The sequence below is a fragment of the Providencia sp. NPDC089933 genome (assembly GCF_049545585.1).
In the GTDB taxonomy this organism is placed as follows: Bacteria; Pseudomonadota; Gammaproteobacteria; order Enterobacterales; family Enterobacteriaceae; genus Providencia; species Providencia huashanensis.
Window position 1 is genome coordinate 139,910 of sequence record NZ_JBMWDT010000005.1, and the last position, 23,302, is coordinate 163,211.

A 23,302-nucleotide genomic window follows, 5' to 3' on the forward strand; every position below is an offset into this window, starting at 1 on the left:
TTTTTTAATGTCTTTTTGTGTCATTTAGATATATCTAAATTGACTAATTAGATATATCTAAATATAGTGAAACGACAAAATAGATTCGATATATCTAAAGTTACAAGCTAAGGAATAACTATATGCTAATTAAATCTTGTCGTCATGTATATTATGCACAGCATGACGAAAATCAGCATGACCACCACCATAACGGCTGTCATGGTAATCATCGTCATGAACACAAAGAATGTTGCCATGGTGAAGGGCGTCATAGTCACGAACACAGTGAAGAACGCTGCCATGGTGAAGGCCGTCATAGTCACAGACACAGTGAAGAACGCTGCCACGGTGAAGGCCGTCATAGTCACAGACAAAGTGAAGAACGCTGCCACGGTGAAGGCCGTCATGGTCACGGACATGGTGAAAAATGCTGCCACGGTGAAGGCCGTCATGGCCACGGACATGGCGGTGAGCGCCAAAGGGGTCGAGGAAGAGGCAAAGGTCTGCGTCGTCTATTTGACCATGGTGACCTTCATATTATGGTGCTTTCATTAGTTGCCAAAAAACCAAGTTATGGCTATGAGATAATTAAAGATATTCAAGAAGCCTCTAACGGTCTTTATGTGCCTAGCCCTGGTGTAATCTACCCAACTCTTACACTACTAGAAGAACAAGGCTTCTTGGAATCACAAATTGTTGAGCGGAACCGTAAAAGCTTTACTATCACGCCTGAAGGAGCATCGCATTTAGCTCAGAATAAAGACATCGAAGTGGTGATTGCCCGTAAACTGGCAAAAGCACGCGATATGCAACAAGGTGGTAATTTAGCGGAAGACATTGAAATGGCGGTCAGTCGTTTTAAAGCATTATTACGCCATAAAATGGTTTTAAAGCAGCTCAATGAAGAACAAACTCGCCAAATTGCATCCATCATCAATGATGCAGTAAAACAAATTGAAGAAGTGAATACGTTACTAACCAATAGTAACGATGAATAATGTAAGAGGCTCATATTCTTTGTTATATGGGCTTTCTTTATATATACGAGTTCTACTCTTCTCGCATCTCAGAATAAATAACATGAAATATTCTGTTTATACTATAAACAATTGAGTATTTGGAATGATAATAACATTTATGAATAATTCAAAAAAAATCTTTTTTATTTCATCTATAGCAATTATAACGGGGCTATTGCTCATTAGTTGCAAAATTAAAAGCGATAACATTTTATCTTACTCTACAAATAATTCTTTTTTTCAATTAGATAAAGAATGTATCGAATCATATAAGGATGAATCAAAAAATAATGAACATATTGTTTTTATAACACTTAGCAATACAAATAATTGCCGACCTAAACTATATGATTTTCTAACCAAAAATAAAAATAAAAAAATGAATGTTTATTTTAATAACGTTCTTATTCAAAAAAACATTCATTTAGGAAACATCCATTCATTAGATGATGGTTTTTACCAAAATCTAAACAATCAATCTAATTTAAATTTATTTAAATCTTTGATGAATAAGTAAAGTTAGCATAAAGCCACTTTTAGATTTAGTACCTAACTTCTATCGTCAGCCCTACTGAATGGCTCTTAAACCTAATCCGGTCTTGTCCTGCCCCATTATTTCCATTAATTCTATATGAGCCAGGCCTCATAGTACGAACGGTTCTATCACCTGAATTGGTTACATATTGTATTTCAGCATCAAATGAAACAGTATAAGCGCTATTCCCTACGTGCGTATGAAGATTAACCCACGGTCCCCATGCTAATGGTGGAGCCCAACCTTGAGATCTTGCCATATATTTATACCCCTATTAACCATGTCGTCACTTTTCCACATAAATATTATGTAAAGTACAAAAATATATTTAGATTCAATACTCAATGTTGCTCAAATATATCCTTATTAATACTGGCATAAGCGAAGAACATAAAATATTATATTTATGATGAATGCATGACATAAATGATTCGCATTTAAAAAAACGCACCAAAATAGTGCAAGCAACTAACAAAAAGCACCAATTTAGTGCATTTTATTCCATTTTATCATTTTCTCTCCCATCATTTCTTTGTAACAATCAGAATTTACTATAATTTAAAAAGTTGGCATGATTTTCGCTTATATATTTACAGAGCGAATAACAGTGCCTCGTTTTACACGACTCACTACCGCTAGACAAAAAACAACAAGCGCATCATCTAGACGATTGTTGATTAGACCCGACCAGGAGAGCCGAGAATGTCCGCTGAACATGTTTTATCGTTAATAAAAGAGCAAAATGTTAGATTTATTGATCTGCGCTTTACCGATACTAAAGGTAAAGAGCAACACATCACTATCCCTGCTCACCAAGTTGACGAAGACTTCTTTGAAGAAGGCCAGATGTTTGATGGTTCATCTATCGGTGGATGGAAAGGGATTAATGAATCAGATATGGTATTGATGCCAGACCCATCAACCGCGGTTATCGACCCATTCTTTGCTGACATAACCTTAATTATCCGTTGCGATATTTTAGAACCAGGCACTATGCAAGGTTATGACAGGGACCCGCGTTCAATTTCAAAACGCGCTGAGGACTTTTTACGTTCTAGCGGTATCGCTGATATCGTTCTGTTTGGTCCAGAGCCTGAATTTTTCGTTTTTGATGATATCCGTTTTGGCAATAATATGCATGGTAGCTACTACCATATCGATGATATCGAAGCAGCGTGGAATACTGGCACAAAATACGAAGGCGGCAATAAAGGTCATCGCCCAGCAGTACAAGGCGGCTATTTCCCAGTTCCCCCCGTTGATTCATCACAAAACCTGCGCTCTGCAATGTGTACCACAATGGAAGAAATGGGCTTAGTGGTTGAAGCGCATCACCATGAAGTGGCAACAGCAGGTCAAAACGAAGTTGCTACCCGCTTTAATACCATGACCAAAAAAGCGGATGAAACCCAGATTTATAAATATGTTGTTCATAATGTTGCCCATGCATACGGTAAAACCGCAACCTTTATGCCAAAGCCACTCGTTGGTGATAACGGCTCAGGTATGCACTGCCATATGTCTTTGTCTAAAGACGGTGTTAACCTGTTTGCTGGTGACAAATACGGCGGTTTATCTGAGATGGCGCTGTACTACATCGGCGGTATCATTAAACACGCTCGTGCGCTGAACGCATTTACCAACCCAACAACCAACTCATACAAGCGTTTAGTTCCGGGCTTTGAAGCACCAGTCATGCTGGCTTACTCAGCGCGTAACCGTTCTGCATCTATCCGTATTCCGGTGGTTGCCAGCACTAAAGCACGTCGTATTGAAGTACGCTTCCCAGACCCTGCGGCTAACCCATACCTCGCGTTTGCTGCACAGTTAATGGCAGGCCTTGATGGCATTATCAATAAAATCCATCCAGGCGATGCAATGGATAAAAACTTATACGACTTACCACCTGAAGAAGCCAAAGAAATCCCAACAGTTTCAGGCTCTTTAGACGAAGCCTTGGCTGAGTTAGATAAAGACCGTGAATTCTTAACCCGTGGCGGTGTATTCACGAATGACGCCATTGACGCTTATATCGAATTAGTTCGCAGCGATATCCAGCGTGTCCGTATGGCACCACACCCTCTCGAATTTGAAATGTACTACAGTGTGTAACACGCCGTTCCACTGCTAGTCTTTGTTGCCGTGAAGCACTTGCCCCATCTTTTGATGGGGCCTTTTCTCTGTAAAATATTAGCGGAACAAAATCAAATATCGGTTGTTTGGTCTATCAGGTATAATGCACCAAAATAGTGCAGGAGCAACATTACATGAAAACCGAACATTTGCCAGCACCAGAACAACTTCTCGATTCACTAATTAATAGCGTGCTGATTTTGGATTACGACCTGGTTATCCACTATGCCAATCATGCTGCACTCCAGATTTTAACTCAAAGCCAGCGTAAGCTATATGGTACCCCTCTCCCTCTTCTCTTTAGTTATTGTTCACTCAATGATGAACTGATGTTGAGTAGTTTAAAGGAAGGGCATAGCTTTACAGAAAATGAGGTCACACTGGTGTTTAATAACCATTCCCATGTGATGTCTTTCAGTGCTCAGCCATTTTCTGAACAATTTATTTTAGTTGAGCTTTCTCAACTTGATAGTCAACGGCGTCTAAGCCAAGAATTAGCGCAAAATGCCCAACAACTTGCAGCCCGCGAGCTCATTCGCGGACTTGCCCATGAAATAAAAAACCCACTAGGCGGTTTGCGAGGTGCTGCGCAGTTATTATCTAAAGCACTGCCTGACCCTCAACTGAATGAATATACTCAAGTTATCATTGAGCAAGCTGACCGCTTAAGGGCGCTTGTCGATAGGTTGCTTGGTCCACAATATCCGGGTCCTAAAACCCAGCAAAGCATTCATCATATAATGGAAAATGTGACGCGTTTGCTATCCTTAGAAAAGCCGGATAATGTCACACTGGTTCGTGATTATGACCCAAGCTTACCTGAACTCGAATATTACCCTGATCAAATCGAGCAAGTACTACTAAATGTAGCACGCAATGCGCTGCAAGCTCTCGCGGTAACTGGGGGAAATATTACGCTACGGACACGCACCGCATTTCAGGTGATGTTACAAGGTGAACGCTATCGACTAACAGCGCGTATTGATATTGAAGATAATGGCCCAGGTATCCCATTAGCAATTCAAGACACTTTATTTTACCCAATGGTTAGTGGGCGACCTGATGGTACAGGGCTTGGTTTATCTATTGCTCGAAGCTTAGTCGACCAACACGCGGGTAAAATCGAATTTACCAGTTGGCCGGGGCATACCGAGTTTTCTATTTATCTACCAATCAAAAAATAGGAGATATCTATGGCACAGGGAAAAATTTGGGTTGTTGATGATGACAGTTCTATTCGCTGGGTATTAGAACGGGCACTTAGCAGTGCTGAATTTTCATGCACCTGTTTTGATAGCGCTGATGCTGTTCTCGCTGCCTTAGAGACCTCACTTCCTGACGTGTTGTTATCTGATATTCGTATGCCAGGCACAAATGGTATTGAATTACTAAATACTATTAAGCAATCTCATCCCTTACTGCCGATTATTATCATGACGGCGCATTCAGACCTTGATGCCGCGGTCAATGCTTACCAATTTGGGGCCTTTGATTATCTACCAAAGCCATTTGATATTGATGAAACAGTGGCACTGGTCGAACGGGCACTCAATCACAGCCGTGAACAAAATCACACTGATCGGGATACTAAACAGCAGGCTCCTATTGTGTCTTCAACCATGATTGGTGAAGCCCCTGCCATGCAGGAGGTTTATCGAATCATTGGTCGCTTATCTCGCTCATCCATCAGCGTGCTAATTAATGGTGAATCAGGAACAGGGAAAGAGTTAGTTGCTCACGCCTTACATCAGCATAGTCCTCGTGTTAATCAGCCATTTATTGCACTGAATATGGCTGCGATCCCGAAAGATTTAATTGAATCCGAACTATTTGGTCATGAAAAAGGGGCATTTACCGGTGCAACCCAAGTGCGCCAAGGCCGGTTTGAACAAGCCAATCATGGGTCATTATTTTTAGATGAAATTGGCGATATGCCCCTCGATGTGCAGACTCGATTACTACGCGTTCTCGCTGAAGGGCAATTTTACCGGATTGGTGGTTATACTCCTGTAAAAGTGGATGTGCGTATTATTGCAGCAACCCACCAAGATCTCGAAAAACGCGTCAAAGAAGGGCTTTTTCGTGAAGACTTATTTCACCGGTTGAATGTCATTCGAGTACAATTACCACCATTACGCGAGCGTACCGAAGATATCCCACGCCTTGCGCATTACTTCTTACAAAATACCGCTAAGGAGTTAGGTGTAGAGAGTAAAGTGCTACATGCTGATAGCGAAAAAATCCTCCAGCGCTATTATTGGTCGGGTAATGTCCGCCAATTAGAAAATGTTTGTCGCTGGCTCACAGTGATGGCCGCTAGCCAAGAAATTTTACCGCAAGACCTACCGGAAGATTTGCTGGAAGAGCGCCCGATACAAAATACTGAAGAAAATAACCTGAAGGCCAATGAATACGTAATTTTACCTACACATCAAGCCAACTCAGAAGCACAATGGTTTGAATTATTAGAAAAGTGGGCTAATAACGCGTTATCAGCAGGTAAAGACGATTTATTAGCACAAACAATTCCTATATTAGAGCGTACTATGCTAAGTTGCGCATTGACATATACCAAGGGCCATAAACAAGAAGCTGCCCGTTTATTAGGCTGGGGAAGGAATACTTTAACTCGAAAATTAAAAGAATTAGGGCTTGAGTAATTCATTATTTGTTTATGTAAGCCTAATTAAAACAAAAGCATATCATTAAAATAAGGTGGTGAAATAAAAGAATACATCTCCATCTTATTTATGATAATTAGCTTAACATTTAATTTTCTCTCTCAGCCATTGATAATAAAAACAATAAACAATCACTTATATAGACCATTGAAATGCGATGGTTAATAAATGATATCCATAATAAAAACACCAAAACAAGCATATTTAGACCATCGTGATTTGATATTTATAATGATTTTTCATTTTTAGATAATATAAATGACAAACACTTCAAGTATACTCTATATGCTAACGCCTGATAAACCCAAACAATCACCATATAAGAGATAAATTAAATTTATCCACCACTTTATAGGTAATCTTAGTTTTATATCGTTATTTAACTTTAGTAAAAAACCCAGTAAAAATGAAATTTACCTTAAGTAAGCACATGGAGTTAATTATTAACCCATAGTGTGTTAATTACTTATTATGATATTAATCATATTAAAATTTAATTATATTTCACCAAATATAACAAAACTTGTTTATTTTAAAAAATAGATTCAAAATACTCTTCAGTTGAGTAATTGATATTTTCAACCACTCAATGAAAAATAAATAAATTATATTCCGGAGAAAAACAGATGAAAAAGAATTTACTTGCATCATTAATTGCTGCATCCTCAATCTTTGCTATTAATAATGCATTAGCAGCGGATGGTACTATTGATTTTACTGGTGAAATTATTGACCAAGCCTGTGAATTAGCTGCTGGTTCTGATGCATTAAAAGTTAATTTAGGTAAAGTTTCAAAAACCGCATTACCAAGTGCAGGTAGTACTGCTGCCGCCACTAAATTTACCATTAAATTAATTAATTGCCCAACGACTGTAACAAGTGCTTCTGTTAAGTTTGATGCGGATTCTTATATCGGCGATGATGAAGTTATTAAATTAAAAGAAGAAACTGGTGTTGCAACTGGTGTCGGTATTCAAATTACTGATGATGCTAATAAAGTAGTCCCACTATTTACTGCCTCTAAAACATACCCATTAAAAGATGGTGTTGAAAATAATTTAGACTTCAGAGCACGTTATATTGCTAAATCTGACACTGTAACTCCTGGTCCTGCTAACGGCACTGCAACATTTACAATCAATTATAACTAAATAACAAATAAGGTTTAAAAGGAATTAAGCCTTATATAATTATAATCAATGGTGGTATTATGAAATTCATTATCTATATTTTCATTTCTGTATTTACACTATTAAACACTGCATATGCAGGTGTAATTATTGGTGGAACTCGTGTTATTTACAATGAGGGAAACAAAGATGTCAGCATTAGTGTAGAAAACCCAGATAAGATCCCTTATTTAATTCAGTCTTGGATTGATAATATCGATGAAAAAAAACAATCTGATTTTGCTATAACACCACCATTATTTAGGTTGAATCCAGATAACACAAATGCACTTAGAATCTTTCTAACTGAGAATAAACTACCTAATGATAGAGAGTCATTATTCTGGCTGAATATAAAAACGATCCCTGCGACAGAAAGAACAGAAAATTCATTGCAAATTGCATTTAAAACACAAATGAAGCTGATCTATCGTCCAAAAAGCTTAAAGAATGTTGATTTTATTGAAGAACAAAAAAAATTAGTATGGTCTAAGTCAGGAAATAACATTATTGTTAAAAACCCAACTCCCTATTTTATGAACTTTCAAAGCATTAGCTTTAATGGAACTAAAGCAAATGATGTTTCTTATGTCGCACCATTTGCAAGTGCATCTTTTGACGTTAATAACCCTAGTTCTAATGGAATAATTAAATGGGAAGTTATTAATGACTATGGGTCTGCACCAGAAACACTCGAAAAGAAAATATAAACTTATAAAATGAGTTAGGTTACGATATGAAATTAAATAAAATATTTCTTGGCCTATTATTATATTTAGGCTATACGACGGCATTATATGCTGAAGAAAAACCAGATGATACAGTCTATTTTGACCCTGATTTTTTAGAGCTACCTAATAAAGATTCAGTTGACTTATCACAATTTGAAAATGATGAACAATTAGCAGGGGATTACTATGTTGATATCTATGTTAATACCAACCTAATTGGTGCTAAAAGCCTTAAGTTTGATAAAGACAGTAATAACAAGTTAGCTCCTTGTTTATCTCTTAATGATCTCAAAGAATTTGGCATTAAAGTTAATGATTACCCTGAATTGCAACATTCAGGAAGCCACTGTATAAACCTTGCTGCCATTCCTGATGCAAAAAGTGATTTTGAATTTGGTTCACAACGTTTATATCTTAGTATTCCTCAAATTGCCTTGGATAGAAACCCAAGGGGATATGTTGATTTAGCTAACATTGACAATGGAATCAACGCGTTATTATTAAACTATAGCTATAATGGTTCAAAAAATTACGACCGAAAAAATAATGATTCAGATAGTACATCTCATTATGTGAATTTAAGACCCGGTATAAATCTTGGGGCCTGGCGTTTGCGTAACTATACAACATGGTCCAGTAATAATGACCAATCCGGTAAATGGGACACCATTTACACTTATGCATCGCGTGGCATTAATAGTATCAAAAGCCAATTAACTTTAGGTGATAGTGTTTCGCCTTCGATGGTTTTTGATAGTGTGCCCTTTCGTGGTGCACAATTGGCAACAGATGACGATATGTCCCCTGAAAGCTTGCGTGGTTATGCGCCTGTAGTTCGCGGGATAGCACGTAGCAATGCACAAGTAACAATCCGCCAAAATGGCTACATTATCTACCAAACTGAAGTGGCTGCTGGTCCTTTTGAAATTACAGACCTCTACCCAACAGGGGGGAGCGGCGATTTACATGTCACAATAAAAGAGTCTAATGGTAGCGAGCAATACCAAATTGTTCCTTTCGCTTCATTACCCGTATTACAACGTGAAGGGTATTTTTCTTATAGCGTAACTGGCGGTGAATACCGCGCTTATGATAATAGCATTGATAAAACAAAATTTGGTCAGTTCACCTTAATCTATGGCTTGCCTTATGGCATCACCGCATATGGAGGAAGCCAAGTTAGTGAACATTACCAGTCTTATTCCATTGGTGCAGGGCAAAACCTTGGGCGCTTTGGTGCCTTATCAATTGACGTTACTCATGCAAATTCAACGCTCAGTAATGATGTTAAGGAAAAAGGCCAATCATACCGTTTCCGCTATAACAAAAATATCAATGATATTGGTACTAATATCGCATTGGCAGGTTATCGTTATTCCACCAAAGGCTTTTATAGTTTAGCGGAAGTGTTTGATGGTTATAGGGATACAAACTATGCCCCTGAAATTGAACGACGCCGTAATCGTGGTGAAATTACCCTCAGCCAAAACTTAGGGGATAGTTTTGGTTCAATTTCTGTTGGTTATATTAATGAAGATTATTGGAACAGTGACCGAAAAACGCAATCTGCCACGGTGGGTTATAACAATAGTTGGCAAGGTGTCAGTTATAGTTTGAATTATACCTATAACAAAAATACCAATAGCTATTCTTATCGGTCAGGAAGTCGTTCAAAAAGCGAAGATGACCATCAATTAGCGCTTTCCGTCAGCGTACCCTTTTCGGTATTTGACGATACCTTCTATTACAACTTTAACAGTAGTAGCAGCAGTAATAGTGCAAGTACCGGAAGCATTGGTCTTTCAGCATCACAGTTAAATAACCGGTTAAATTGGAGCGTTCAACAAGGCTTTACTACTCGAGACCAAGGCACTAACGGTAATATGAATGCTTCTTATAAAGGCCAATATGGTGAAGTCTCAGGCGGTAGTGGCTACAGCAAAGACAGCTATAACCTCTATTACGGGGTTAACGGTAGCTTAGTCGCACATTCTGGCGGCCTTGTACTTGGCCAACAGTTGGGAGAAACCGCGGCGCTTGTTGAAATTCCTGATGCAGGTGATGTACCGATCCTAAACCAAGCTGGGGTGACTACAAATAACCAAGGTTACGCATTGGTACCTTATGTCACTGCTTATCGCAAAAATATGATCGATATCGATACCTCTGCATTACCTGAGAATACTGAGATGGATTTATCCAGTCGAAGTGTTTCACCAAGCCGAGGGGCTTTAGTCAAAGCGAGCTTTACCGCAAACGTTGGCTACCGCGCAATTATGCTGCTGACTTTTACTGACGGTAAACCTGTACCTTTTGGCGCCCAAGCTATCTTTAACGATAACCCGCAGTTAAACAGTATGGTGGGGAATGATGGCGAAATTTATTTATCAGGCTTAGCTGAAAACGGCAATTTTATTATTCAATATAACGATAAACAACAATGCCAAGTCAATTATAACTTAGCAGGTATATCGAATTATATGGGGTTATATAAAACAGCAGCAGTTTGCCGATAATAAGGAATAAATAATGAAAAATTTTATTTATAAATCGATATTGGCTATGAGTTTTATATATTTATACTCAGGGTATGCTAATGCAGCTTGTACCTTAAACCCAAATTTAAATAATAAATTCGCTAACGTACCGACCGCAGTATATAACATTCAATATGATGATATTACACCTAGAGATTTAGGGTCTCTCCGTGCTGATTTTTCATCTACATCTCAGTGGGTAGCTAGTGATTCCAGTTCTTGTGCTACTTCATACTTAACGGGGAGTTTTATCAATAGCTGGTCACCAAATGCCAATAAAGTTGCCCTATCTAATATTCCGGGTATTGGCATTTCTGTTACAACCGCAGGCATTGGAGCGTTTAATGCTTCATGGGATAAAAACAACTCCAATTATAATATATTAACAACGCATTGGGGCATCACAGTAAAAAAACTTGGTTCGGTAACACAAGGTGGCACATTAAGAGCCGGAAATGTCGCAAGGTTAACCGTAACTTACCGTGCACCAACCAGTGTGACGTGGACTTTAACAACCTTAAATATGCCAACTAATGCTATTCGTATCAATGTGCTTAGCTGTTCATTAAAGAATAATCAGTCAACCTACAATATTGATATGCAAGATTGGTATGATACACAATTTCCTAATATAGGCTCAACCAGTACACCGGTTGATATTCCAATTACATTAACCTGTGCGGCAGGTACCAATATTAAAGCGACTGTCACAAGCTCTAAATATGAAGATGCGGCGACAGGAAAATTAGGGCTAACAGGAGCTGATAGTGCTACTGGTGTCGCAATACAATTATTGGATAAAAATAATAATCCAATCAAGCTAAATACCAAGAACAGCCTGCAAAATAATGTTCCGGCTGGAGACTACATGTTTAATTGGAAGGCTCGTTATATCAAGACGGCAGATAACATCACGCCAGGTACAGCGAATGCCTCTGCTACTGTAAATATTCGCTATGAGTAGGAATAAAAAATGAAAATAATAGTTAATAATTTAATTTTACTTAGTAGCTTAATAATCAGTGGGAATTTATTTGCTGCTAGCACAGTGACATTGAATTTTACCGGAAATATTAAAGCGGCTACTTGTAATATTACTGGTGGGAATAATATTGATATTGACCTAAAAAGTATTTCTGCAGATGTCTTTAAAAATACCAATTCAGGTTCCCCATGGAAAAACTTTAATATTAGCTTAAATAACTGTTCTACCTATATTAACCAAGTAAAACTGACGTTTACAGGAACCGCGGATACTGCGGATGCAACAAGTTTATACAAAAACCAAGGTACGGCAAGGAACCTAGCTGTACAACTACAAAATGGTAATGGAACAACCGCTTTAGGTAACCAAAAAGTATTGCAAGTCACTACAAATGGACAAACAAATATTAACATCCCATTAAGAACACGTGCGTTTAGCTCATTAGGTAATGTCACCCCTGGGACTATTTCTGCAAATATTACAGCAACAATTACCTATTTATAAACAGGGAAAAGAATATGAGACACTTTATTTTATTTCTATCACTAATGAGCTGCTCTTTCATTGTTTTTGGGCAAGCTGCGAATATTAAAGTACACGGTACTGTCATAGCTGCGCCTTGTGAACTTGAAAAATCTAATTACCTTATTGATTTAAAAAAGATTAATATTTGGAATATTAAGGATACACAAAAATCGTCATGGGTTGATTTTTCAGTTAAGCTCAAAAATTGCCCTGTAGGAACAAGCCAAGCTGTAATGGCTATATCAGGTACTCCAGACCCAACAACTCCAGAGTATTTTATAAACAACGGGACAGCAAAAAATGTTGCTTTGAATTTAGCAAGAACTGCAAATAAAGCGACTATAAAAAACGGCGATACCATTACAACAAATGTCAACACACAAACTAGAAGCGTAGAAATTCCGTTATCAGCTAGAGTTTCAGGTTATGGTAATGGAATGATTGCAGGGTCTTTTAAAAGCCACTTAGAATTTACATTTACTTATCAGTAATTAAATATAATTTCTTATTACGCCTATATTTATTTTAATAGGAGATACATTATGTCTAATTACTACCCTATTTCCAAAATAGCTGGAAGTAAAATAACATATTATAGAAAAATGAATGGAATGACATTAAACCAGATTGCAAACATAATTGGTGTGAGTGAACAACAACAATCAAGATATGAACATGGTATTAACCGAATAAATTTAGATAGGCTAAATCAGTATGCTGAGATATTTAACATTAGTATATTAGAGTTTTTCATCTTCACTGAAATAGAGAAAGAATATATTAAAAAAGAATTCCCTATAAAAACCAGAGGAAACATCTATGAAGAAATCTAATATAAAAGCATTATTAATGACAACACTATTGTATTCTACATATTCATATTCTGCTTGTATTCAAAACCCAAACTTAAGGAATATTAATGTCAATGTTCCTACACAAACTCATACTATTCAATATGATGATAATTCAACAAGGAATTTAGGTACATATACAATTCGTTTTGCTAGTGATAATATTACGACATTCTCAGGAAAAGACGGCCAATGTGGACAGGCAAGATTACATGCCAGCTATATAAATGGCTGGGTGCCAAACTTAAATAAAATAGCTGCCACTAATATTCCAGGTATCAGTGTAGAGATTCGAGCCGTAGCAGGGGCATTAGATTATTATAGCCCATACCCTATCGGAGATAGAATGCCATGGCGTATTGCAGTGCCCAAATGGGTTTTTATAGTAAAAAAAACCGGAAATGTAACACAGTCTAATACCCTTAAGGCCGGGGCTGTTGCACGATTAATCCAAGAAAACCCTAACCATATAAATTGGAATATCAGTACATTAAATATACCGATGAATGCCGTGCGAATAAATGTAGCAAAATGCACAACAAAGTCGAACAACTATACCGTTGTTTTAGGTGATTGGTATGACACACAATTTAAGGATATTGGCGCAGTAAGTGCTAGTGTTAATATCCCGATCACCTTAAGTTGTGCTGCCGGAACTAATATTAAAACAACCATTACCAGTAGTGCGGGGTATGTTGATACGCAAACAGGGAAAATCAAGTTATCTGGCACGGGCTCTGCAACAGGTATTGCCATACAACTACTAAATGCAAGTAATGCCCCTATAAAACTAGCTACTAAAAACAATACCATAACTAATTCAGCTGCTGGAGATATCCGGTTCAACTGGAAAGCTCGCTATATTAAAACGGCAGCTAAAATAACGCCTGGGAAAGCGAACAGTACAGCAACAGTCAATATTCGATATGAATAATTGGCCTAGTTTTAAGTATCATATTACGACCATCTAAAATGGGTGGTCATTAAATAATACCATTCCATATAAAAATACAATATCTTGATTTAAACACATGCTTTTTTTTAAATTATCTATATATTAACTATTAAGCTCTAGTTTTTGCCTTATCTATATCTAGTGTAGCCCTGTTGTTTATGATTTATTTTATAAAGGGAAAACATGTCAAAAAATTATTCAATATCCAAACAAATTGGATATCAAATTTATTATCATAGAAAAAAGTTAGGTATTCCTATATCTATTATATCTAAGGAAATAGGAATTAGTCCACAACAACAATCTAGATATGAACGAGGAGTGAATAGAATAAATATAGATAGGTTATCTCAATATGCAGAATACTTTAAGATTGATATTAAATCTTTTTTTCATTTTTTTAGTACTAAAAAAGAGAATTAAACCACATAAGAAACATTAATAATATTAAAAATCCTTAATTAATTTTGTGTTATTAAAATTAGAGAGAACATTATGAAACGAAAAATATCAAAATCTGTTGGTCTAAAAATTAGAGCATTAAGAGAAGCTAATGGTATGAGCGGAAAAGAATTAAGTAGCTTATTAGGTATTAGCCAACAACATCAATCACGTTATGAAAATGGCGAAGTCAATATCCATGTTGATACGATATATCAATTATCTCAGATATTTAATATTGACCCTGCCTATTTTTTAACTGACGAGACAGAAATAAATAAAAATACAGACACCCCACTTAGTAAAAAAAATTATTTTTCTGCTGAGGCGTTAGTATTTTAATATTTAAATATGAGCATCATTATATGCTGATTTATTAAATATCGGTGCATGACATTATTGCACCGATTTATCTTTGTTGGGATTCATCCAATAACCAATTACGGAATATCATCATCGCAGGTGTACATGGTTTGGACTTCAAACGACTAAGCCAATAGCCCCCTAATGTCACTGAAATATCAAATGGCTGCACTAAACTCCCAGCACTCAACTCATGTTCAAACATACAACTCGGTACCAATGCCACACTATCCGTTAATAACGCAGCTTCAACCATTAGACGAGACGAGTCAAACACAGGCCCTTTCACTCGCCACGGCTCTAAACCTGCGGCAAGAAACCATTTTTCCCATTCATCTTTACGGTATGAGCGTAATAAATGATGCGCTTTTAAATCTAGGGGAGTCGTTAAGCGGTTAGCCATTTTCTCAGAGCATAACACAGTATGCGATGCGCTAAATAATGGAATATTCTCAGCCAGAGGCCATAACCCCTCCCCAAAGCGTATGGCAAAATCAACACCTTCTGCCGCCAAATTGACTACGTTATTATGTGTCATAATCCGTAAATCAATATACGGGTATAAATTAGAGAATTTTGATAATTGAGGTAGTAACCAACCCACCGCAAATGTTCCCACTACTGATATACTCAACACTTCATGGTAGTGCCCATCATCAAACTGCTGCAATAAAGACTCAATTTGGTCGAAAGAACGACTCAACACAGGTAGGAGAGCTAAGCCTTCATCTGTTAAGGCCAACCCTCTAGGTAAGCGGATAAATAATTCTAAACCTAGTTGCTCTTCTAATAACCGAACCTGCTGGCTTACCGCTGCTTGGGTCACATTCAATTCCATACCTGCTCGCGTGAAACTTAAATGGCGGGCAGATGCTTCGAATGCACGCAAAGCATTTAAAGGTAGTCGATGACGATAATTCCCTGACATAAGATTTTCTTTTACCTCATCGAACTTTATATCGTTTTAAATGAAGGCGTAAAACACGCATACTGCTATACAACAACGGTATAACAGCCTAGAAATCTATACTAAAGCACTTCAGTTATGCAATGAAGTTCTTCCTTATTTATATTAGCAACAACTTAAACTTTTATTTAATTGGACTACCTATGAGAAATGTTTTTCGTCAGGGGCGGATTTTTGCCGCTCTTAGCTTAGCCTTAACCACAATTTCAGCCAACGCGCTAACTCAACAAAACGTTGATAACATTATTAAACCACTAATGAAACAACAACAGATACCCGGAATGTCGGTGGCAATCTCGATTGAAGGAAAGCACTATTTTTATCATTACGGTGTATTGTCTAAGCAAAACAAAGCCCCTATCAATAACAACACATTATTTGAAATTGGCTCTCTTTCGAAAACATTTACAGCAACATTAGCCGCTTATGCACAAGAACAAGGTAAATTAGATTTCTCACAAAAAGTGAGTCATTACCTACCCGAGTTAACAGATTCAGCATTTGACCATATCACCGTGATGAACTTAGCCACCCACACCTCTGGATTACCATTATTTGTGCCGGAGACCATTACGAATTCAGCTGAATTAATAAGCTATTACCAACATTGGCTCCCTGAAAAAACCATTGGAGAATATCGTTCTTACTCAAATTTAGGTACTGGATTATTAGGCATCGTCACCGCTAAACAACTCAAAATGCCATTTGAACAAGCGATGGAAAAATTAATGCTGCCTTCACTGGGGCTCAAACATACCTATATTCATGTCCCTAAGCACCAAATGAAAAATTATGCTCAGGGTTATAATAAGAAAGATCACCCAGCGCGAGTGGCACCACAGATTTTAGATGCCGAATCCTATGGTTTGAAATCTACTGCCAAAGATTTGATCCGTTTCTTAGATATTAATATGCAGACGGTAAAAGTCGCAAAATCATGGCAAGAAGCGGTAGAAGATACCCACACAGGCTTTTATCTAACAGATTCATTTGTACAAGATATGATGTGGGAAAGTTACCCGTGGCCTGTCTCTTTATCACAATTACATCAAGGTAACCGTGATGAAATGGCATTACAGCCACAGAAAATCGAAGCAATTAAACCGGCAATGCCGCCAGAAACGCGAGCGTTCTACAACAAGACAGGCTCCACAAATGGTTTTGCAGTTTATGCCGCCTTTATCCCTGAAGAACAAATCGGCATCGTGATTTTATCCAATAAATGGTACCCAATTTCCGACCGCATCACCGCAGCTTATCAATTAATTGAAAAGATTAATGAATAAATTAGATTTCTGACGAAGAGTAGATGCTCTAAATAGTTCGTTCTGTAGCTAGGCGGCAAGAGAAACTAAGCACTAGGAGCATACATAAAGTATGTGACTAGGGTTAGTGAACGTAGCCAACAACGCTACAGCACGAAATATGACGAGGAGTAGATGCTCTATATAGTTCGAGTACCACTAGGCGTCAAAGTGAAAACAGCGCGGGAAGCATACGCTAAGTTGTGACTAAGGTTAGTGAACGTAGCCAACAACGCTACAGCATAAAATATGACGAAGAGTAAATGCTCTAAATAGTTCGTTATGTAGCTAGGCGGCAAGAGAAACTAAGCCCTAGGAGCATACATAAAGTATGTGACTAGGGTTAGTGAACGTAGCCAACAACGCTACAGCACGAAATATGACGAGCATTCAGATGACGCGGGAAAACTGCCGCTGCCTCATCTGCCTACGCAAATACACATCAAAACACATGCAAATATTACGAATAAGTAAACGTCCTTGAGGAGTCACCTTAATCCCTGTTTCGCTAATTTCGACTAGGTCATCTTCTGCCATTGGTATCAATAAGTTTAAGTCTTCTGCAAAGTAAGATTTAAAATCAATTGGATATAGTGCTTCTATTTGTGCGAAATTCAGTTGGAAATTACAAATTAAGGTTTTGATAACATCACGACGTAAACAGTCATCATCCGTTAATACCAACCCACGCCACAGCGCATGCCCCTGCTCTTCGACTTGTGCATAATAGGTTTTTAAATCTTTTTGGTTTTGAGCGTAGTTATCCCCTAACATGCTAATCGCCGAGACGCCGAGCCCTAACAGATCACAGTCCCCTTGGGTGGTATACCCTTGGAAATTACGGTGCAGTATGCCTTCACGCTGGGCTACCGCAAGTTCATCTTCTGGGCGTGCAAAGTGATCCATACCGATAAATTGATAACCATTTCCAGTGAGTGTAGCTATCGTATCTTGAAGAATATCCAGTTTTTGCTCTGCGCTTGGCAGATCTTCATCTTTAATTTTACGCTGCGCTGCAAACAAATTAGGTAAATGTGCATAATTAAATACACTTAAGCGGTCAGGTGACAGCTCTGCCACTTTTTTCAGGGTAAAAGCAAAACTTTCTGGCGTTTGCTTTGGCAAGCCATAGATAAGGTCAATACTGGTTGAAGTAAACCCTGTTTCTTTTGCTCGCTTAATTAGAGCAAAAATAAACTCTTCATCTTGCTCTCGGTTAACCAATACTTGCACTTCTTTATTAAAGTCTTGTACCCCCATACTCAGGCGGTTAAACCCTTCAGCGCGTAAATGGTCTATCATATCCAACTCAATTTCACGCGGATCGACTTCAATCGACATCTCTACGTTATCTGCAAAATGAAAGTGCTTTTTCAATAAACCGACTAGATGGCTAACTTGCACTTTATCAAGATAAGTTGGTGTACCGCCTCCCCAGTGCATCTGAGTAACAAGACGTCCTTTTAATAAAGCTGCACGCTGAATAATTTCTTTTTCAATGACTTGTAGGTATTCATCTGCTTTATGTTTTTGGCGAGTAACTAATTTATTACAGCCACAGAAATAACAAAGCTTATGGCAAAAAGGAATATGAACGTAGAGCGATAAAGGACGGTCGGGATAACGCTGAGTTGCTTGAACAAACGCACTTTCGTCATAATCTTGGTTAAATTCCAAGGCAGTGGGGTACGATGTATAACGCGGCCCTGAATAATTATATTTTTGAATGAGAGCGAGGTCCCAAACAATATTTTGCTCTGACATAACATTCCTCAATTGACCAAAAGCTTAAACCATCACAACGGGTTGCACCTTATTTAATTTGTTATTCGGTGATGTGAAAATTTTATAGCATACATAACGTTATAGACTCTAAATATTTCAAGTTGTGGCTAGGCGGCAAGTGAATGAGTCGCTAAAAGTATACATAAGTATATGACTAGAGCGAATGAGCATAGCCAACAATGCTGCAACTTGAAATATGACGAGTATAAAGATGTTAAAGAAAAGAGACTTGATGCAACATCAAAGAAAAGTGTATTTATGAAAAATAATAGCGACATCCCCCGAATATACGAGGGATGGTTAAACGAAGTTATTTACTTTTTAAGATACGCATGATGTCATCGAGTTTTTCTTCGTCTTCTTCCTCTTCTTCTTCAGCATATTCTATGCCTAAAATGTTCATCAGCTCATCAATACGGTCTAAACAAGTATTGATATATTTCTGTTCTTCTGCGGTAACGGTCTCACCATCTTCCAAACGTGCTAACAAACCATCTAAACGGTCATCACTTTCTAACAATGCTAACTCAGCTTCAGGGGTTAATTTTTCTTTAACTACTGGCTGTTTTTTCTCAACCACAGGTTTAGTCGCTGAATTATCATCAACAATTAAAGGCACTGGTTTTTTACTGCCTAAGCGTGGGTCAACAATGTTATTTTGCCCATTATTTTGGCTGCTTGATGACTTATCTTGGTAGCGACTACCTGATTTATTACCACGATGTTTACTTTCGCGCTTACGCTCACGACCTTCTGCGTTCAATTCTTCTTTCGTTTTACGGTATTTTTTCTTTGGCTTACTTGCCGGTTTTTTTGGTGAATTCATGGCCTGATACCTTGATAAAGTCAGTTTCTGCTGCGAAATCTAGCAGTTTCCCATGAAGGGGGAAAGTACTAGTTTGCAATTTCAGTAGATTTTTATCTCACCTGACCTTCACAGCAGTAGTTTATTAATTATACCCTAAATAATTTGCGTTGCATGTACGCTCATGCAACACAAATTATTTAGGGCATGGAGGGGGCAAATAATAAAAAGAGAAATGATTAACTCATTAAATAATGCAAGTTGTGACTAGGCGCCAAGCGAGGTTATCTCGGGGAGCATACACAAGTATATGGCCCGAGTAACCAAGTGTAGGCAACAACGCCACAGCTTGAAGTATGACGAATATTAATGCGCTAAATAGTTTGAGCTGTAGCAAGGCGGAAGAATTGCTAATTCCTAGGAGCATACAAAAGTATGTGACTAGGGTTAGCAAACGCAGCCAACACCGCTACAGTTCAAAATATGAAGCACATGTTAGGCGTCGACTAGGATCATTTTTAACAGGAACATCGCCGCAACTAAAATGACGCACAGCCCCAGATCACGCCAGCGCCCCGTACCAATTTTCATTGCGCAGTAGGCAATAAAGCCCAGTGCGATACCTTCGGTAATAGAGAAACTAAACGGCATCATTACTGCGGTAATAAATGCAGGCACAGACTCGGTTAAATCGTCCCATTTCACCCGCGTTAAGCTTGAAGTCATCAACACACCCACGTAAATCAGGGCACCTGCGGTTGCATAAGCAGGAACCATACCTGCAAGAGGTGAGATAAACATGGTCAATAGAAATAGAACGCCCACAACAATTGCGGTTAAGCCAGTACGCCCACCAACAGATACCCCTGAAGAGCTCTCAATATACGCAGTCACTGATGATGTTCCCATTGCAGAACCTGCCACCGAACTCAAACTATCCACATACAGGGCTTGTTTCATTCGTGGAAATGTCCCGCGTTCATTGGTAATCCCAGCCTTATCCGTCACGCCAATCATAGTGCCCGATGAGTCAAACAGGTTTACTAACATAAAGGCGAAAATAACACCTGATAGCGCTAAATCTAAAGAACCAGCAAAATCGACTTGCCCAACCACACTAGTGATACTTGGTGGCATGGAAAACACACCCGAATATTTCACATCACCCAGCGCAAGACCGATCAATGTAGTCACGGCAATAGACACCAAAACTGCTGCATGAATATTACGCGCTGCCAGAATTGCGATGATAAAGAAACCCAGCGCCCCCAGCCAAACGTTATGGTGAGTTAAGTTACCAATTGAGACCAGTGTATCTGGGTTTGCAACAATAATGCCTGAGTTTTTTAACCCCATCATGGCAATAAATAAACCGATACCACTGGTGATCCCGACACGAAGACTAAGCGGGATATTAGCAATAATCCAATAACGAATACGGAACAATGTCAGAATAAATAAACCAACCGCTCCCCAGAATACTGCGCCCATAGCGACTTGCCACGAATACCCCATGGCCCCGACGACAACAAAAGCAAAAAAGGCATTCAGCCCCATTGCAGGTGCTACCGCGATTGGTAAGTTTGCTAATAGCCCCATCAAGATACTACCAATAGCAGCAATCAAGCAGGTGGTAACAAACACCGCTTTAATGTCCATCCCTGCAACAGAAAGAATTTGTGGGTTAACAAAGACGATATACACCATCGTCAGAAAGGTCGTGAAGCCTGCAACAACTTCTGTTCGTGCGGTTGTGCCGTGTTCCTGTAATTTAAAAACACGCTGAAACAAGCCCTGCGGTTGTGCCGAGCTAGAAGATTGATTACTCATTAGATATAGCGCCCAAAAAAAGTTTTTTTCGCCCTATACTACAATTAAAAATCACAAAAGAAAACGATTGCGTAAACCATAATAGGCAAAAATGTCCTAACTAACTGATACAGCAAGCCGAAATAAGAAAAATAATCAGATAAGTGTTGTTGAGATAATAGCGGTTATTACACCGCTATGTTGACTTAAGACAGCGCCAATAGCTTTTGCCTACGCCAAAACAATAAGCTACGCTTCGCGGCTCGTTTTTGAGGTTCATTTTGTGTGCTTAGCCTTTTCGCTACCCTATTCGCAATAATTTCCACCGCAAAACACATCACAAAATAAATAAACGCCACAAATAAGAAAACCTCGAGCGGGTATACCATTTCACGGTTATTCACTTGAGTAGCTAAAAATGATAATTCAGCAACCCCCACAATATAAGCTAGAGAGGTATCTTTAATTAATGCAACCCATTGATTAATAAATGAAGGTACCATCATTCGTAACGCTTGTGGTAAAACAATGTGCCAAAGCACCTGCCAACGGCTAAAACCCAAAGACATGCCAGCTTGCCACTGCCCTTTACCAATCGCTAAAATCCCCGCCTTTACCGCGTGAGCTAGATATGCTGAAGTAATCAACGCTAATGCACATACCACAGTAGCAATCCCAGGGATTTCTGCGCCAAGCAAAATAGGCAACAGAAAGTAGGTCCAAAAAATCAACATAATCACAGGAATTGCACGGAAAAAGCCTAAAATAGCGGCAAATAGGTTAACCCAGAATCCACGCAGCATGGCTAACGCAATACCACCCAACGTCCCCAATACTATAGAAGCCGCCCCCGCAAGTAAGCTCATGAGTAAGGTTAAAGCAGCGCCTTCGAGTGGGCCGTCAGGGAAAGTACCTAATAATAAATATTGCCAGTTTTGCTCAATAATCGAAAAATCCATTTTATGCCCCTTGAGCTAAATTACGTTGTTGGCGCCACTGCCCCCAGCCTTCCATTAATGCAATAATGGCAATGTACAACACTGTGGCAACACCAAATGCGGCGAAAGTTTGTAATGACTGGCTATCCACTTGCCGCGATACATAAGAAAGCTCCGCCACCCCAATCGCCATCGTTAACGATGAATTCTTTACCACATTCATATATTGGCCAAGTAAAGGCGGCATAGCGATTTTAACCGCTTGAGGCAACACCACGAGTTTCATCGCCTGCCAAGAAGTTAGCCCCAAAGCGAAAGCAGCATATTTTTGCCCCTGACGAACGCCCCTGATACCTGCTCGAATTTCCTCAGCAATAAAGGGTACGGTATACAAGGTCAAACCAACAAAACCCGCTAAAAATTCAAATGATGGCCACCCTACGGGTATCCCCAACAATTGGATTTCATGGGGTGTATTCAACCATTCCATTGTGGCAGATGGTAAAATTTCACCAGAAGCGAAATACCAAAAAAATAGCTGCACCAACAAAGGCGTGTTTCTAAAAATAGAAATATAGATGTTCACTCCCCAACGAAGAGGAGCAATCTGGCTATCCTTTGCTGATGCAACTAGAAAACCTAATAAAGTAGCCGCAATAATGGTACACACAGAGATCCAAACTGTGATCAAAAAACCATAGCCGAACCATTCAAGGTACTGTGGTGCCAGCAGATGTTCTGACCAAAAATTACCGCTGGAAAATTTCTCAAACATAGTCAATCACCA

23 protein-coding genes are annotated in these 23,302 nt (G+C 38.7%); 16 read left to right on the forward strand and 7 right to left on the reverse strand.

Features of this window, described 5'->3' with window-relative positions; all coding sequences use genetic code 11:
• Positions 1–122 precede the first annotated feature (122 nt).
• Both ACPEH5_RS09310 and ACPEH5_RS09315 read left to right on the forward strand, forming a co-directional pair.
• The gene (locus ACPEH5_RS09310) at positions 123–980 is read left to right on the forward strand and encodes a PadR family transcriptional regulator (RefSeq protein WP_281110817.1); all 858 of its coding nucleotides are present in this window, start codon (positions 123–125) and stop codon (positions 978–980) included.
• A gap of 139 nt (positions 981–1,119) precedes the next feature.
• Positions 1,120–1,518, forward strand: coding sequence for a hypothetical protein (locus ACPEH5_RS09315; RefSeq protein WP_042847710.1), 399 nt, complete (start codon positions 1,120–1,122; stop codon positions 1,516–1,518).
• Between the two features lie 25 nt (positions 1,519–1,543).
• Here ACPEH5_RS09315 and ACPEH5_RS09320 read toward each other — a convergent pair whose 3' ends face one another.
• Positions 1,544–1,795 carry a colicin Z C-terminal domain-related protein gene (locus ACPEH5_RS09320; protein ID WP_281110819.1) on the reverse strand — a complete coding sequence of 84 codons (252 nt, stop codon included), beginning with the start codon at positions 1,793–1,795 and terminating at the stop codon, positions 1,544–1,546.
• A gap of 443 nt (positions 1,796–2,238) precedes the next feature.
• On the opposite strand from ACPEH5_RS09320, the gene glnA reads away from it, so the two are divergent.
• The 13 genes from glnA (at position 2,239) to ACPEH5_RS09385 (ending at position 14,886) form a co-directional block, all read left to right on the forward strand.
• Positions 2,239–3,648 carry a glutamate--ammonia ligase gene (gene glnA / locus ACPEH5_RS09325; protein WP_042847713.1) on the forward strand — a complete coding sequence of 470 codons (1,410 nt, stop codon included), beginning with the start codon at positions 2,239–2,241 and terminating at the stop codon, positions 3,646–3,648.
• A 155-nt stretch (positions 3,649–3,803) separates the two neighbouring features.
• A complete protein-coding gene (gene glnL / locus ACPEH5_RS09330) occupies positions 3,804–4,853 on the forward strand; it encodes a nitrogen regulation protein NR(II) (protein ID WP_042847714.1) in 1,050 nt (349 codons plus the stop codon).
• Between the two features lie 9 nt (positions 4,854–4,862).
• Positions 4,863–6,329 carry a nitrogen regulation protein NR(I) gene (gene glnG / locus ACPEH5_RS09335; RefSeq protein ID WP_423727030.1) on the forward strand — a complete coding sequence of 489 codons (1,467 nt, stop codon included), beginning with the start codon at positions 4,863–4,865 and terminating at the stop codon, positions 6,327–6,329.
• Positions 6,330–6,976: 647 nt separating this feature from the next.
• Complete coding sequence (locus ACPEH5_RS09340; RefSeq protein WP_042847716.1) at positions 6,977–7,501, forward strand: fimbrial protein; 525 nt, start codon at positions 6,977–6,979, stop codon at positions 7,499–7,501.
• 59 nt (positions 7,502–7,560) lie between these two features.
• The gene (locus tag ACPEH5_RS09345; protein WP_048605455.1) at positions 7,561–8,229 is read left to right on the forward strand and encodes a fimbrial biogenesis chaperone; all 669 of its coding nucleotides are present in this window, start codon (positions 7,561–7,563) and stop codon (positions 8,227–8,229) included.
• A gap of 26 nt (positions 8,230–8,255) precedes the next feature.
• The gene (locus tag ACPEH5_RS09350; RefSeq protein WP_048605456.1) at positions 8,256–10,766 is read left to right on the forward strand and encodes a fimbria/pilus outer membrane usher protein; all 2,511 of its coding nucleotides are present in this window, start codon (positions 8,256–8,258) and stop codon (positions 10,764–10,766) included.
• Positions 10,767–10,779: 13 nt separating this feature from the next.
• Positions 10,780–11,751, forward strand: coding sequence for a fimbrial protein (locus ACPEH5_RS09355; RefSeq protein ID WP_042847719.1), 972 nt, complete (start codon positions 10,780–10,782; stop codon positions 11,749–11,751).
• A 9-nt stretch (positions 11,752–11,760) separates the two neighbouring features.
• The gene (locus tag ACPEH5_RS09360; RefSeq protein ID WP_042847720.1) at positions 11,761–12,276 is read left to right on the forward strand and encodes a fimbrial protein; all 516 of its coding nucleotides are present in this window, start codon (positions 11,761–11,763) and stop codon (positions 12,274–12,276) included.
• 14 nt (positions 12,277–12,290) lie between these two features.
• Positions 12,291–12,788 (forward strand): fimbrial protein, encoded by a 498-nt coding sequence (locus ACPEH5_RS09365; RefSeq protein ID WP_042847721.1) that lies wholly within the window; start codon positions 12,291–12,293, stop codon positions 12,786–12,788.
• A gap of 51 nt (positions 12,789–12,839) precedes the next feature.
• Entirely contained in the window at positions 12,840–13,130 is a 291-nt protein-coding gene (locus tag ACPEH5_RS09370; protein WP_281110820.1) for a helix-turn-helix domain-containing protein, read from the forward strand.
• Complete coding sequence (locus tag ACPEH5_RS09375) at positions 13,117–14,082, forward strand: fimbrial protein (RefSeq protein WP_131680890.1); 966 nt, start codon at positions 13,117–13,119, stop codon at positions 14,080–14,082. The genes ACPEH5_RS09370 and ACPEH5_RS09375 overlap by 14 nt, the downstream gene beginning before the upstream one ends.
• A gap of 204 nt (positions 14,083–14,286) precedes the next feature.
• Positions 14,287–14,526, forward strand: a complete 240-nt coding sequence (locus ACPEH5_RS09380; protein WP_042847724.1) for a helix-turn-helix domain-containing protein — start codon at positions 14,287–14,289, stop codon at positions 14,524–14,526.
• 72 nt (positions 14,527–14,598) lie between these two features.
• A complete protein-coding gene (locus ACPEH5_RS09385) occupies positions 14,599–14,886 on the forward strand; it encodes a helix-turn-helix domain-containing protein (RefSeq protein WP_129466941.1) in 288 nt (95 codons plus the stop codon).
• A 67-nt stretch (positions 14,887–14,953) separates the two neighbouring features.
• Here ACPEH5_RS09385 and ACPEH5_RS09390 read toward each other — a convergent pair whose 3' ends face one another.
• On the reverse strand, positions 14,954–15,835 hold the full coding sequence (locus ACPEH5_RS09390) for a LysR family transcriptional regulator (protein WP_042847728.1): 882 nt from the start codon (positions 15,833–15,835) through the stop codon (positions 14,954–14,956).
• Positions 15,836–16,017: 182 nt separating this feature from the next.
• On the opposite strand from ACPEH5_RS09390, the gene ampC reads away from it, so the two are divergent.
• A complete protein-coding gene (ampC, locus tag ACPEH5_RS09395) occupies positions 16,018–17,160 on the forward strand; it encodes a class C beta-lactamase (protein ID WP_281110822.1) in 1,143 nt (380 codons plus the stop codon).
• Between the two features lie 408 nt (positions 17,161–17,568).
• On the opposite strand, the gene hemN is transcribed toward ampC, so the two are convergent.
• From hemN to ACPEH5_RS09420, 5 genes are all read right to left on the reverse strand, one after another.
• Entirely contained in the window at positions 17,569–18,942 is a 1,374-nt protein-coding gene (hemN, locus tag ACPEH5_RS09400; protein ID WP_042847731.1) for an oxygen-independent coproporphyrinogen III oxidase, read from the reverse strand.
• Between the two features lie 331 nt (positions 18,943–19,273).
• The gene (gene yihI / locus ACPEH5_RS09405) at positions 19,274–19,789 is read right to left on the reverse strand and encodes a Der GTPase-activating protein YihI (RefSeq protein ID WP_048605465.1); all 516 of its coding nucleotides are present in this window, start codon (positions 19,787–19,789) and stop codon (positions 19,274–19,276) included.
• Positions 19,790–20,263: 474 nt separating this feature from the next.
• Positions 20,264–21,598 (reverse strand): NCS2 family permease, encoded by a 1,335-nt coding sequence (locus ACPEH5_RS09410; protein WP_042847736.1) that lies wholly within the window; start codon positions 21,596–21,598, stop codon positions 20,264–20,266.
• Between the two features lie 185 nt (positions 21,599–21,783).
• On the reverse strand, positions 21,784–22,536 hold the full coding sequence (locus tag ACPEH5_RS09415; protein WP_166696981.1) for an amino acid ABC transporter permease: 753 nt from the start codon (positions 22,534–22,536) through the stop codon (positions 21,784–21,786).
• A 1-nt stretch (position 22,537) separates the two neighbouring features.
• Positions 22,538–23,290, reverse strand: coding sequence for an amino acid ABC transporter permease (locus ACPEH5_RS09420; protein WP_240133371.1), 753 nt, complete (start codon positions 23,288–23,290; stop codon positions 22,538–22,540).
• Positions 23,291–23,302 lie beyond the last annotated feature (12 nt).